Source organism: Helicobacter pylori, assembly GCF_014498195.1.
Classification (GTDB): domain Bacteria; phylum Campylobacterota; class Campylobacteria; order Campylobacterales; family Helicobacteraceae; genus Helicobacter; species Helicobacter pylori_DO.
On record NZ_JACTGH010000002.1, the window covers coordinates 50,421 to 64,492 of the forward strand.

Below are 14,072 nucleotides of genomic sequence, written 5' to 3' on the forward strand. Positions count from 1 at the left end.
GTGCGGTTTAAAATTTTGCCGCAAATGGGCAAAAAATTCATCATAGTAAGGTTGTGTTTTGTCTAAAGGTTTGAGTATCGGTAATAAAATCATATTGTGGGTGGCGTTGATTGCGATCGTGTGCGTGAGCATTTTAGGGGTGTCCTTGAACAGCAGGGTGAAAGAGATTTTAAAAGAAAACACCTTGCGTTCTATGCAAGATAGTTTGCATTTTAAGGTTAAGGAAGTGCAAGGGGTTTTGGAAAACACCTATACGAGCATGGGCATTGTCAAAGAAATGCTCCCTAAAGACACCAAAAGAGAAATCAAAATCAACTTGTTAAAAAACTTCATTTTAGCCAATTCCCATGTCGCTGGGGTGAGCATGTTTTTTAAAGACAGAGAGGATTTGAGATTGACGCTTTTAAGGGATAACGATACGATTAAAGTGATGGAAAACCCGTCATTAGGGAATAACCCTTTAGTGCAAAAAGCGATGAAAAATAAAGAAATTTCTAAAAGCTTGCCTTATTATAGGAAAATGCCTAATGGGGCGGAAGTTTATGGGGTTGATATTCTTTTACCTTTATTGAATGGAAACGCTCAAGAGGTTGTAGGGGCTTTGATGATTTTTATTTCCATTGACAGCTTCAGTAATGAAATCACTAAAAACAGGAGCGATTTATTTTTAATTGGCGTTAAAGGTAAAGTGCTTTTGAGCGCGAATAAGAGTTTGCAAGACAAATCTATCGCAGAAATTTATAAGAGCGTGCCTAAAGCCACCAACGAAGTGATGGCTATTTTAGAAAACGGCTCTAAAGCGACTTTAGAATACCTGGATCCCTTTAGCCATAAGGAGAATTTTTTAGCCGTTGAAACCTTTAGAATGCTAGGCAAAGCAGAAAGTAAAGACAATCTTAATTGGATGATCGCTTTAATCATTGAAAAAGACAAGGTCTATGAGCAAGTGGGCTCGGTGCGTTTTGTGGTGATCATAGCGAGCGCTATCATGGTGTTAGCCTTGATTATAGCGATCACTCTCTTAATGCGAGCGATCGTGAGCAGTCCTTTGGAAGTCGTTTCTAGCACCTTGTCTCATTTCTTTAAATTATTGAACAATCAAGCCCATTCTAACGATATTAAATTGATTGAAGCGCGATCTAATGACGAATTAGGCCGCATGCAAACAGCGATCAATAAAAATATCTTGCAAACCCAAAAAACCATGCAAGAAGACAGGCAAGCCGTCCAAGACACCATTAAAGTGGTTTCAGACGTGAAAGCAGGGAATTTTGCGGTGCGCATCACAGCTGATCCCGCAAGCCCTGATTTGAAAGAATTGAGGGAAGCACTAAACGGGATCATGGATTATTTGCAAGAAAGCGTGGGGACTCACATGCCAAGCATTTTCAAAATCTTTGAAAGCTATTCTGGTTTGGATTTTAGAGGCCGGATCCAAAACGCTTCGGGTAGGGTGGAATTGGTTACTAACGCTTTAGGGCAAGAAATCCAAAAAATGCTAGAAACTTCGTCTAATTTTGCCAAAGATTTAGCGAACGATAGCGCGAATTTAAAAGAATGCGTGCAAAATTTAGAAAAGGCTTCAAACTCCCAACACAAAAGCTTGATGGAAACTTCCAAAACGATAGAAAATATCACCACTTCCATTCAAGGCGTGAGCTCTCAAAGTGAAGCCATGATTGAACAAGGGCAAGACATTAAAAGCATTGTAGAAATCATTAGAGATATTGCTGATCAAACCAATCTTTTAGCCCTAAACGCTGCTATTGAAGCCGCAAGAGCGGGCGAGCATGGCAGAGGCTTTGCGGTGGTGGCTGATGAAGTGAGGAAACTCGCTGAAAGGACGCAAAAATCGCTCAGCGAAATTGAAGCTAATATTAATATTCTTGTTCAAAGCATTTCAGACACGAGCGAGAGCATTAAAAACCAGGTTAAAGAAGTGGAAGAAATCAACGCTTCTATTGAAGCCTTAAGATCAGTTACTGAGGGCAATCTAAAAATCGCTAGCGATTCGTTAGAAATCAGTCAAGAAATTGACAAGGTCTCTAACGATATTTTAGAAGACGTGAATAAAAAGCAGTTTTAATGCTCATTCATATTTGCTGTTCAGTGGATAACCTGTATTTTTTAAAAAAGGCTAAAGAGGCTTTTGCGGGTGAAAAAATTGTAGGGTTTTTCTATAACCCCAATATCCACCCTTATAGCGAATACTTGTTGCGTTTAGAAGATGTGAAACGCACTTGCGAGATGCTAGGAATTGAATTGCTTGAAGGCGATTATGAATTAGAAAAATTTTTAGATAAAGCTAAGGGTAAGGAATTGTTAGGGGAAAAAAGCGAACGCTGTTTTGAATGCTTTGACTTGCGATTAGAAACGAGCGCGTTGAAAGCCTTTGAATTAGGGGAAGAAAAATTCACCACCACCTTACTCACAAGCCCTAAAAAAGACCCTAACCAGCTCATCGCCAAGGGGCAACACATCGCGCAAAGGCACAATTTGGAATTTGTTGTGTTTAGAAACGATAATTTTGAACATTTTAAGAGCGAGTTGGATTTAAACTTGCAAGCTTTGGCGAGAGAAAACGAGCTTTATCGGCAAAATTATTGCGGTTGCCAATTCGCTTTAAAAATCCAAAAAGAATCCCAAAACAGAAGCCCCTTTGAGCTTTACTCGCCTTTAAAACGCCAGATTTTACCCGCAAGTATTGAAGAAAGGACGCAAGTTTTTAGAACATTAGACGCAGCTAAAAAGGACGCTAATAAGCCTTTTTTAGCCCAAAAAACGATCGCAACTTACCGCTTATTAAGTGGAGGCGTGTGGCTTTCTAAAAATTCAAACCCCTTGAATTGTTACATTCTAGTGCGCTCTAAAAGCAAGGCTAAGGTTAGGATCAACGATTTAAGGTGGGTTTTTTCCCAGCGTTTAAACGCGCTAGTAGGCTATAGCCAAAGAGATGAAACCTTGTTTTTAACTTTAGAAGGCCTTAACACTCTTATGGCAAAAAACTACGATAATTTAAAAGAGTTAAACCTTAACCCCTTAAATTATGAAGAAGAGTTGTCTTTAAGGGCGTTAGTGAGCGGGAGCGAGAGCATAAACCCTATTATTGTGCTAGAAGAACGCATAGAAAAAACCCTTTTTGTGGAAATTAAAAGCATTTTCCAAGAAGAAAAGGTGTTTTATTTGCTCTAAGCCAAATTAAGCGTTGTGCGTGGGTGGGGGTTATAGTAAAACGCACAAGTAATTTAAAATCAATTTAAGATAATTAGGCATAATAGCCGCAAAAAGTTTAAGGCTGTATTTGAAAACTCTATTTAGTGTTTATCTCTTTTTATCGTTGAATCCACTCTTTTTAGAAGCTAAAGAAATCACTTGGTCTCAATTCTTAGAAAATTTTAAAAACAAGAATGAAGACGACAAACCTAAACCCCTAACCCTTGATAAAAACAATGAAAAACAGAAAATCCTAGATAAAAACCAGCAAATCTTAAAAAGGGCTTTAGAAAAAAGCCTTAAATTTTTCTTTATTTTTGGATACAACTATTCGCAAGCCGCTTATTCAACCACTAATCAAAACTTGACTCTTATGGCTAATAGCATAGGGTTTAATACCGCTACGGGCTTGGAGCATTTTTTAAGAAACCACCCTAAAGTCGGTTTTAGAATCTTTAGCGTCTATAACTATTCCCATTCCGTTTCGCTCTCCCAGCCTCAAATCCTAATGGTGCAAAATTACGGAGGTGCGTTAGATTTTTCTTGGATTTTTGTGGATAAAAATATTTATCGCTTTAGGAGTTATTTAGGAATCGCTTTAGAGCAAGGGGTGTTATTGGTGGATACGATCAAATCCGGCGCTATCACAACAATCATCCCTAGAGCCAAGAAAACCTTTTTCCAAGCCCCCTTTCGCTTTGGTTTTATCGTGGATTTTATCGGCTATTTGTCTTTGCAGTTTGGGATTGAAATGCCTTTAGTGAGAAATGTTTTTTACACCTACAATAACCATCAAGAAAGATTCAAACCACGATTTAACGCTAATCTTTCTTTAATCGTCTCGTTTTAGCCCCCCTTTAGATCCTCTTTTAAACAAGCCCATCACTTTCCTAGGGTATTTTAAAAGCATGGAAAAAACATTCGCTTGAATGCCGTTTTCTTGGCATGCTCTTATGTTTTCTTTATTCCTTAATAAAAGGCTTTTAAACCCGCTTGTGCTAACCCCCCCGGTGCGCATCACCACTAACGCTTCTTTCAAGTAAGAAAAGCTTATTTTTTGCACCACAAACAAGCGGATGATCATCTCAAAATCCGCTGAAATCTTATAATCGGTTTTGTATAAGCCGTAGCGTTCATAAATTTCTTTTTTGACAAAAAGCGTGGGGTGCGCTGGCACCACGCCATAAAGCAAGGTTTTAGGGCTAAACTCCCCGCTTTCATAATAGCGCACCACTTTTTCTAAACGATCCGGTTTGACAAACACCAGATCCGCATACACGCTATCGCAATTTTTGTTTTCAAACTCATGCACCACTTTTTCTATCACAAACTCGTCTTTGTAAAAATCATCGCTATTCAATAAAGCGATAATATCCCCACTAGAACGCTTTATGCCCTTATTCATGGCGTCATAAATGCCCTTATCTTTTTCACTCACCACGCAAGCGATTTTATCCTTATATTTTTGAATGATTCCTAAAGTGCTATCCGCGCTAGCCCCGTCTATAATGATGTGTTCAATGTTTTTATAAGTTTGATGAAGCACGGAAAGAATGGTGTCTTCAATGGTTTTTTCGCTATTAAAACACGCCGTGATCACAGAAACTTTTAACAATCCAACCCTCTTTTTTGATAAACTCCCCCTTAATTAAGTTTTAAATAAGTTCACTTGTTTGTCTAAATTCATGGTCGTTCCGCTCACATGCGTAGCGATATTTAAAATATCTGAAGAATCCGCTAAAGTTTTAGAAGCCACTTTTTCCACTCCTACAAAATCGCTTACCATAGCTTCAATTTGGCGTCCGGATTTAGCGTAATCGTCCATGCTTTGATTGCTGTCTGACACGACTGAGCTTAAATTAGAACTCATTTTTTCGTAAGTTTCTTGCACGCTTTTACTCATATCGCTCAAGCGCTCCATTTTTTGCGAATTGAGATTCATTTGCGAACTCACGGCATTGATTTCTTGGACAATCACCATGATAGTGGAATTGATTTCGGCTAAAGACTTTTGAGTGCGCCCGGCTAAATTCCTAACTTCATCAGCCACCACCGCAAAGCCTCTGCCATGCTCACCAGCCCTTGCGGCTTCAATAGCAGCGTTTAGGGCTAATAAATTCGTTTGATCGGCAATATCATTGATAATATCCAAAATGGATTTGACATCATCAGCGTTACGGCTTAGCTGCTCCACTTTGCTAGAGAGTTCCTCTTCAGTGTGCGCGCTCTCTGTGATTTGAGAAAATAAATCCCCAATCGCATCCTTGCTCTCTTTGACAAGCCCTTGCGTTTCAATCAAACGCTTCCTTAACCCTTGAGACTGCTCTATGGAAGCATTCATCATGCTCGCTACATCCGTGGCTTTATTTTTTACGGAATTTAGGGTGGTTGAGGAATCTTTCATGCTCTTTTGGGTTTCTTGCACGATTTGGACCAATTTATCCATTGAAGTTTTATTGGAAGTGGAAATCCCTTTAATCTCTTCCATAATCAAGCGGGCGTTTTCCACAAACAAATTGATCCCACGGCCCACTTGCGAGATTTCATCGTTGCGATCACCCACATCAATTTTGGCCCTCAAATCCTTATCCCCATGGCTAAAAGCGTTGATTTTAAGGACCAGTTCATCAATGCGTTTCACGATCCTCAATTTAGCGTATATGAGCGTCAAAACCACTAACGCTATCGTCGCTGTCAGTATCCAAAGGAATAGTTTTGTGGTGTTTTCATTAAAAACCTTATTCACGCCTTCTTTGATCGCTCTATTTTCTGTGTTAATGTCAGTGTAATAAGAAGTCGTTGCGATCACCATTTGAGAAACCTCATCATAATGCGAGTAGGCGAATTTTTTCTCCGGCACGCCTCCATCGTATTTAGGCATTTTATAATAAGTGTAGCCTCCCCCTTTTTTAGCCGCTTCCAAATACCCCCTAACATAATACACCCCATCAACGCTCTGAGCGTCAAGCCCTGATTGGCCTACGGTTTTAGGATTGACCGGATCAAACAATACTACCCCGTTTTTATCCACCACCACCATATAAATCATGCCCTTATCGTCGTTGATGCGTTTGAAATAATCTAGCGCCATTTTTCTTGCAGTAGCATTGTCAAAACTTTTGTAATACTCATGAATGCCCTGTTCAATAATTTTTGTCATGTAAGCGAGCGTTTTTTCACGCTTTTTGTATTGCCCGGTTTCTAAATGCTCCATGAGTTGCGCTAACACATCTTTCTGCATAACCTTTACAAAACCAATAAAAAGCCCCCCTAAACCCAAAAGAGCGGCTAGCACGACAAACATAATACGAGTCCCTAGCGAAGCAAATACTGAAGCAAACATCATTTATCTCCTAATAAATCATTTTTAAGTCAAACCCTAATTTTAGAGTTCAGTTTCTAAATGCACCCCCCCCCCCGAAAAATGAGTGGCGCTAAATAAAATTAAAACCCGGTGGTTTGAAAACCGCTGAAAAAAGCGAAAAGCCAACAATCTAGGATTATAGAACATTCCTTTTTAAGTTAGGCTTAAAGAATAAATAATAAAAATAAAAAATCTTATTTTACTTCACTTTCCTTAATGGATTTGACGTTCAAAGTCCTCCCGTCTTTTGAAGTGGGGATTTTGACGCTCCCCTCTTTTAATTTTTCTCTCAATTTTTCCAGCAACGGGTTTTTGAAATCGTAGTTGATGATTTCCCAATTACCCTCCAATTCAGGGGTTACTTTTGCGCCTTTTTCTTCAGTGATGTATTGGATGATCAAATCCCGTATTTGCCCGTTATCTTGCAATGCAGCGTAAGAATCATAATACCTATCAGCGTCCGTAACCAGCTTTAAAGTCGTGGATAATGTCCCGAATCGGTAATTGTTGATCGCTAATTTATAGACCGCTTTAGGGTTAATGGGTTTTCCGTTAATTGTCGGATTAATAATCCTTTGCCCGGCGGGTTTGGTAACATCAACTTGGTATTTCACACCAGAAAACATGTCAAAGTTATAGCCACGAACATTTTCATTAAAACTGATCGTCAAATCGCCCGGTTGCAACTGGTTGTAAAATTTATATGACCATTCCATGTATTTCAACAGGTTTTCACCCGTGATATTCACCCCAATGAGCGTATTAGCGAACTTGTAAATGTAGGCGACATCTTTCCTTTTGAAAGGCCCTTTTTTCAAATTCGCCCCAAAATTGAATAAGGCTGCCGCTGAAACATCGGCTTTTGCGTAATATTTTTGCACTTTGTTGATTAGCTCTATCACCGGTGTTTCTTGCAAGGCGGCGGTTGGCATTGTGGTGATTTTTTCTTCTCCTGTGATAAAATCAGGCCTGTCAATAAAGGTTTTTGTCACTTCGCCGACCACTTCATTAGCGTATTCTTTTGATTTTTTATCCACATATTCATATTTTTTCGCTAATTCTTCATCTTCTGGAACATCTTTTGTGGGTAAATTTTCAGTCGTTACGATTTTTTTCTTCGTCTTAGTGTCAAACACCACCACGCCCTTTGCCAGATAAGCCCCATACGCTCCAGGCTCAATGGTATGCACCTTTCCCACTTTGGTGTTATAAACCGCATGCTCATGCCCGGCAAAAATGATGTCAAATTGCGGGAATTTTTTCGCCAAATCCGGTATCCCATCGCCACCTTTCTCATCTTCTCGCCCCAAATGAAAAGCGCCAATCAAAATATCATACTTCCCTTTTAACTCTTTCAAGGTCTTTTTCAACGCTTCTTCAGCGTCCAAAAACTCCAACCCTGCAAAATGTTCAGGCGTAGAAGCCTCCCAAGTTGGGACATGCGGCACCAAAAACCCCACAACCGCCACCCTCACGCCATCAATTTTTTTAATCACATAAGGCTTCACAAACGGCTTATTGTCCGCAGTCTTAATGATATTCGCATTCACGACACCGCCATTAAACCCCTTAATATTCTTTTCTAAAAAATCTTTACTGAAGTTAAACTCATGATTGCCAAGCACACGAATATCAAATTTCAAATCGTTTTCGGCTCTAACTAGCGGGTGGATAGGCTCATCATTAAACAACTCCGCGCTATTGCCTTGCAACAAATCCCCGCTGTCAATCAAAACCACGTTTTTATTCTCAGCCCTTTGCTTTTTGATTAAAGTCGCAATCCTTGTCAAGCCGTTATTGGGTTTTTGCTCCCCCACCGCATAATCATACGAAAAAAGCCGCCCATGAATGTCTGAAGTTTCTAAAAACACGATTTTGACTTCTTTTGCAGATACTGAAAGTGTTAGCGTTAAAAAGATGAATAAAATTAACTTCCTCATTGAAATCCTTCCATAAAAAAATCTTCATAACATTATTTTTACATAAAATTAACGCTGATATTTTGATTGGCATGCAACGCCTAAAACGGATAAGGGGGTAAATGGGTAAAACGGGTAAGGGGATAGGGGAGTAAAGATCATTCCCCCATTCATCAAATCCCCACTTCAGACCATTCAGTGCGTTTGTCTAAAAAAGCGCGTGCTAAATTTTGTGCGCCCTCTAAAGTGTGGTTAGCCGCCCAACCGCATTGCTTTTCATTGCTGGCAGGCACTTCTTTAGCCTTCAACACGTCTTGCATCGTCTTTTCTAAAACCTCTAAAATCTCTGTGTAATTGTCATGGTTTAACACCGTGAGATAAAACCCTGTTTGGCAACCCATAGGCGACCAATCCACGACATAACTGGCATGGTTACGGATAATTTCAGCGACTAAATGCTCTAAAGAGTGTAAGCTTGGCATGTCCATGTGATCTTGGTTGGGCTGCTTGAAGCGCACATCGTATTTGACAATCAAATCCCCATTAACGCCCTTTTTGCGATCAGCGATGCGCACATAAGGGGCTTTGACTTTGGTGTGATCCAAATTGAAACTCTCTACATTCATTTTCATGTTTTTAACTCCTTTATTCATAAATTGTAATGAAACTTTAGCTTATTTTAGCGAACGCTTGCTCTAAATCTTCTAACAAATCCTGTTCATGCTCAATCCCCACAGACAAGCGCACCAGACCATCTCTGATCCCGGCAGCTTCTCGTTGTGCTTTAGGGATACACGCATGAGTCATTAGCGCTGGAATCCCAACCAAGCTTTCCACCCCGCCCAAACTCTCGCCTAAAATGAATAATTTAAGGCTTTCTACAAAAGCAGTTGCCTCGCTGTCATTTTTGAGGGTGAAAGAGAGCATCCCGCTAAAACCACGCATTTGGGTTTTGGCTAGCTCGTAATTAGGGTGGGTGGGCAAACCCGGGTAATAAACCCTCTCTACTTTAGGGTGTTTTTCTAAAAATTCAGCCACGCAAAGGGCGTTTTTTTGATGGGCTTCCATGCGTAATCCTAGCGTTTTAATCCCTCTTTGCAACAGCCAGCTGTCTTGAGGGCCTAAAACCCCACCGATAGCGTTTTGGAAAAAAGCGATCTCTTGGGCTAGCGCTTCATTATTGGTGGTTACAAGCCCAGCGACTACATCGCTATGCCCGCCTAAATATTTTGTGCCGCTATGCACCACGATGTCCGCTCCTAAAAGAAGCGGGTTTTGGCAATAGGGGGTGGCAAAGGTGTTATCCACGATAGTGAGCAAACCATGATCTTTAGCGGCACTAGCGCATTGCGCTAAATCCGTGATTTTAAGCAAGGGGTTACTAGGGGTTTCTAAATAAAGGGCTTTGGTGTTGGGTTTGATAGCCTTTTTGATTTGGGATATATCGCTAGTGTCTATAATGGTGCAAGAAAGCCCGTTTTTGACAAGCACCTTATTAAACAAGCGGAAAGTCCCCCCATAAACATCATCGCCCAATAACACATGATCGCCTGATTGCAAGAGGGAAAAAACGGCGTGAATCCCGGCTAAACCAGAGGCAAAAGCAAACCCCTTAACCCCCCCTTCTAAATCGGCAATGAGTTCTTCTAAAGCAAAGCGCGTGGGGTTGCCTGAGCGAGAGTACTCATAGCCCTTGTGGCGGCCTATGGCGTCTTGGCGGTAGGTGGAAGTCTGATAAATAGGCACGCTCACTGCCCCCGTTGTCGTGTCTTCACTAATGCCCCCATGGATTAATTTGGTTTGCATGCGCATGGTTTTTCCTTTTGATGAATTTATGAATAGATACCTTTAGAAAGATAACGATCGGCAACATCCGGGAAAATGGTTAAAACCTGGCTGCCTTTGGGGAGGCGTTGCACTTCTTTCAAGGCTGCCGCAAAAGCGGCACCGCTAGAGCTCCCCACTAATAAGCCGTTTTTCTTGGCTAACTTCCTAGTGTAGTTAAAACCCTCTTCATCTGAAATCGTTTCAAAACGATCAATATCCAAGTTTGCGAAAAAAGGAGGAATGAACTCCACGCCAATGCCCTCAATCTCATGAGGCCCAGGCTCTCCTCCATTCAAAATAGAACCCTCCGGCTCCACCCCAATCAAGCGGATATTAGGGATGCGTTCTTTCAAATACCTGGCCGTGCCAGCAAAAGTGCCTCCACTCCCTATCCCGGCTACAAAGCTCGTAAAATTTGTGCCTAATTCTTGGACAATCTCAGGGGCTAGGGTGTGGTAGTAAGCGGCGGGATTGTCAGGGTTTTCAAATTGCAAGGGCAAATAGCTATCAGGGATACTTTCGGCTAACTCTTTACTTTTTTTAATGGCGCCAGAAATCCCCTCGCTAGTAGGCGTGTTGATTACTAAAGCCCCCAAAGCTCTCATGATTTGTTGTTTTTCTGTGCTGAATTTTTCCGGGACAACAAAGATGGTTTTGAGATGGTGCTTGAGCGCAACTAGGGCTAGAGCGATGCCGGTATTGCCTGCGGTAGGCTCAATGATGGTTGTTTTAGAAGTGATTTTGCCTGTTCTAAACCCTTCTTCTATAAGGTATTGGCCTAAGCGATCTTTAACGCTCCCTCCCGGGTTTAAATGCTCCAGTTTGGCGTAAATAGCGGACTTTACGGGAATGGGGTAATCCTTGTTAGTGAATTTAAAAACGGGAGTGCGGCCTATGGCGTCTTGCATTGTGGTGATAATCATCATTCCTCCTATAACAAACAATAAAATTCAATTTTGCGATTATGCCTAAACTCGTTAAATGGAATAAATTTAGGATAAAATGTTGGCTTATTAAGATGGATTGAGAAGTTGATATGAAAAAAATAGAATGGAATGAGGAGCAAAGAAAAGCGTTTCAGGACTTGTTAAGAGAATTTGTAGCGTCAATTGACGCTAAAATGCAAGAGGAAAAACAAACAGGCAGAACTCCAAAAATACCAAAGTATGCTTCATGCCAAAACGGGCTGAACAAGTTTTTAGAGCCATGGGGTTATGCGTGTAAAATCAGTCTTGGCTCTGGGAATTTATCCCATGAGCCATCCATCGCCTTTTGCTGTCAGGATATTTTAGGGGAAGGGTTTGTCAATGGTGAGAAACCAACCCCCAAAAAAGGTTTTTATATTTGGTTTGCTTACTGTTGGCGCAAGAAGGATGCAAAAAGGTTTTATCTTCGCATAGGTCGATCCACAGAGCAAGATGAGGAAAAAGAGCTTTAAAAATGCCAAGCGTATGACAAGATCGTTAAACCTAATGGAGGCGCCCATTATCGAGAGAGCTATGACGATTTAGAAGCCGATCTTGAAAACATTACCAACGATTTTTTACGCTTTGCTAACGAATTTAATCAAATGCCTACTGCGTATCTTGAATTAGAGCCATCTAGCGCAAGCCATTAAAACACCCCCCCATACCAAAAAGAACTCTCTCATAAGGGATTTTCCTAAAATCCCACCAACGCTTTTAAGCTAAACCTTAAAAAAGCTATCGTTTGGTTACAATCAAGTTTTGATATTTGGATTAAAAAACGCTTTGAGTGTTTGTTAGATTTTGCAATCGGTATCCCATTGATAAAAATGAGAAAAGCAAGCGGATTTTGATTAAAACCGCCCGCTTGAAAGAAGTTTTAAAAGCGTTTTTACTCCACTTCCGCATCAATCACATCATCGTCTTTTTTCTTGGGCTGCTCGGCGTTGTTTTTATTCGCCATGGCTTCGCCTAGTTTTTGAGCCGCTTGTGCTAATAATTTCGTTTTGTCTTCAAGCTCCGCTTTAGTAGCGTTATCGTTTTTGATGCAATCTTTAAGAGTGTTAATGGCGTTTTGGATCTCGTTAGCGTCGTTTTCATTCAAATTCGTTTTATGCTCATCAAGGCTCTTTTGGGTTTGGTGCGCCAAACTATCGGCATGGTTTCTCGCTTCAATCACTTCTTTTTTCCTAGCGTCTTCTTCTTTGTGCAATTCAGCGTCTTTAACCATTTTTTCAATCTCGCTATCAGACAACCCACTAGATCCAGAAATTTTAATCTCTTGGCTTTTGCCGGTATTTTTATCTTGCGCTGACACGGTTAAAATCCCGTTAGCGTCAATATCAAAGGTTACTTCAATTTGCGGCACGCCTCTTGGAGCTGGCGCGATGCCTTGCAAATCAAATTTACCCAAAGATTTATTATCCCTTGCCAATTCCCTTTCGCCCTGTAAAACCATAATGGACACAGCGGGCTGGTTGTCTTCAGCGGTTGAGAACACTTGAGATTTTTTCGCAGGAATAGTCGTGCCTCTATCAATCACTTTAGTCATCACGCCCCCTAAAGTTTCAATCCCAAGGCTTAAAGGCGTAACGTCTAATAAAAGCACATCTTTCACATCGCCTTTTAACACGCCCCCTTGAATGCTCGCGCCCACCGCTACAACTTCATCAGGATTGACGCTTTTATTCAACTCTTTGTGGATAAAGGCTTTCACCCTTTCTTGGACTTTAGGGATACGAGTGGAGCCGCCCACCATCACCACTTCTGAAATCTCATTTTTGGTTAGCCCCGCGTCTTTGATCACGCTTTCAATTTTAGAAATCGTTTCTTCCATGAGATCTTCTGTCAAGCTTTCAAATTTAGCCCTAGTGAGTTTTTTAACCAAGTGTTTAGGCCCGGTAGCGTCTGCGGTGATAAAGGGCAAATTGATTTCAGTCTCCATCGCAGAGCTCAATTCTTTTTTAGCGTTTTCAGCCGCTTCTTTCAAGCGTTGCAACGCCATCACATCGTTTTTGATTTCAATGCCCGTTTCGCTTTTAAACTCAGCCGCTAAGAAATCAATCACACGATTGTCAAAATCATCGCCCCCTAAAAACGCATCGCCCCCTGTGGCTAAAACTTCCACGACATTATCGCCTGTTTCTAAAACGGTAACGTCAAAAGTCCCCCCACCCAAATCATAAACCATGATTTTTTCGCTCTCTTTTTTATCCAAGCCATAGGCTAACGCCGCGCTGGTAGGCTCATTGATGATCCTTAAAACATTAAGCCCTGCAATCGTGCCGGCTTCTTTAGTCGCTTTTCTTTGGCTGTCGTTAAAATAAGCCGGAACCGTGATCACCGCTTCCGTAACGCTCTCGCCCAAATAACTTTCAGCGTCTTCTTTGAGCTTCATTAAAATTTTGGCTGAAATCTCTTGAGGGGTATAAACTTTACCCGAAATCTCAATCGCGCAAGCCCCATTCCTATCCACAATTTTATAAGGCAAGCGTTTTTCGGCTTCTTTAGCCTTATCTTCATTAAACATCAAGCCCATGATTCTTTTAATAGAATAAATGGTTTTTTCTGGGTTAGTAACCGCTTGTCTTTTGGCGCTCTCGCCCACTAAAATCTCGCCCTTATCCGTAAAAGCCACAATAGAAGGAGTGGTGTTTTTACCCTCTTTATTTGCAATAATCTTTGCTTCATTGCCTTCATACACCGCCATTGCGGAGTTGGTTGTCCCTAAATCAATTCCAATAACTTTTCCCATGCGTTATCCTTTCTTTTAAAATAAATGTT

10 protein-coding genes and 1 pseudogene are annotated in these 14,072 nt (G+C 41.0%); 4 read left to right on the plus strand and 7 right to left on the minus strand.

The window, feature by feature from the left end; genetic code table 11:
• Positions 1–58: 58 nt before the first annotated feature.
• The 3 genes from tlpA (at position 59) to H7N67_RS01390 (ending at position 4,063) form a co-directional block, all read left to right on the plus strand.
• Positions 59–2,086, plus strand: coding sequence for a methyl-accepting chemotaxis protein TlpA (tlpA, locus tag H7N67_RS01380; protein WP_187938806.1), 2,028 nt, complete (start codon positions 59–61; stop codon positions 2,084–2,086).
• Positions 2,086–3,192 carry an epoxyqueuosine reductase QueH gene (locus H7N67_RS01385; RefSeq protein WP_187938807.1) on the plus strand — a complete coding sequence of 369 codons (1,107 nt, stop codon included), beginning with the start codon at positions 2,086–2,088 and terminating at the stop codon, positions 3,190–3,192. Before tlpA ends, H7N67_RS01385 begins: the two co-directional genes overlap by 1 nt.
• Before the next feature lie 109 nt (positions 3,193–3,301).
• Positions 3,302–4,063, plus strand: coding sequence for an outer membrane beta-barrel protein (locus tag H7N67_RS01390; protein ID WP_187938808.1), 762 nt, complete (start codon positions 3,302–3,304; stop codon positions 4,061–4,063).
• On the opposite strand, the gene H7N67_RS01395 is transcribed toward H7N67_RS01390, so the two are convergent.
• The 6 genes from H7N67_RS01395 to H7N67_RS01420 form a co-directional block, all read right to left on the minus strand.
• On the minus strand, positions 4,046–4,828 hold the full coding sequence (locus tag H7N67_RS01395) for a glycosyltransferase family 2 protein (protein ID WP_187938809.1): 783 nt from the start codon (positions 4,826–4,828) through the stop codon (positions 4,046–4,048). The genes H7N67_RS01390 and H7N67_RS01395 overlap by 18 nt on opposite strands.
• Positions 4,829–4,861: 33 nt before the next feature.
• Complete coding sequence (gene tlpB, locus H7N67_RS01400; protein WP_187938810.1) at positions 4,862–6,559, minus strand: methyl-accepting chemotaxis protein TlpB; 1,698 nt, start codon at positions 6,557–6,559, stop codon at positions 4,862–4,864.
• A 212-nt stretch (positions 6,560–6,771) separates the two neighbouring features.
• The gene (locus H7N67_RS01405; RefSeq protein WP_187938811.1) at positions 6,772–8,517 is read right to left on the minus strand and encodes a bifunctional metallophosphatase/5'-nucleotidase; all 1,746 of its coding nucleotides are present in this window, start codon (positions 8,515–8,517) and stop codon (positions 6,772–6,774) included.
• Positions 8,518–8,669: 152 nt separating this feature from the next.
• The gene (locus tag H7N67_RS01410; RefSeq protein ID WP_187938812.1) at positions 8,670–9,128 is read right to left on the minus strand and encodes an S-ribosylhomocysteine lyase; all 459 of its coding nucleotides are present in this window, start codon (positions 9,126–9,128) and stop codon (positions 8,670–8,672) included.
• Between the two features lie 37 nt (positions 9,129–9,165).
• Complete coding sequence (locus H7N67_RS01415) at positions 9,166–10,308, minus strand: cystathionine gamma-synthase (protein ID WP_187938813.1); 1,143 nt, start codon at positions 10,306–10,308, stop codon at positions 9,166–9,168.
• Positions 10,309–10,328: 20 nt separating this feature from the next.
• Positions 10,329–11,246 (minus strand): O-acetylserine-dependent cystathionine beta-synthase, encoded by a 918-nt coding sequence (locus H7N67_RS01420; RefSeq protein ID WP_187938814.1) that lies wholly within the window; start codon positions 11,244–11,246, stop codon positions 10,329–10,331.
• Between the two features lie 113 nt (positions 11,247–11,359).
• Here H7N67_RS01420 and H7N67_RS01425 point away from each other — a divergent pair.
• Positions 11,360–11,941, plus strand: a pseudogene (locus H7N67_RS01425) (hypothetical protein).
• Between the two features lie 239 nt (positions 11,942–12,180).
• Here the strand turns inward: H7N67_RS01425 and dnaK are convergent.
• Complete coding sequence (gene dnaK, locus H7N67_RS01430; RefSeq protein WP_187938815.1) at positions 12,181–14,043, minus strand: molecular chaperone DnaK; 1,863 nt, start codon at positions 14,041–14,043, stop codon at positions 12,181–12,183.
• Positions 14,044–14,072 lie beyond the last annotated feature (29 nt).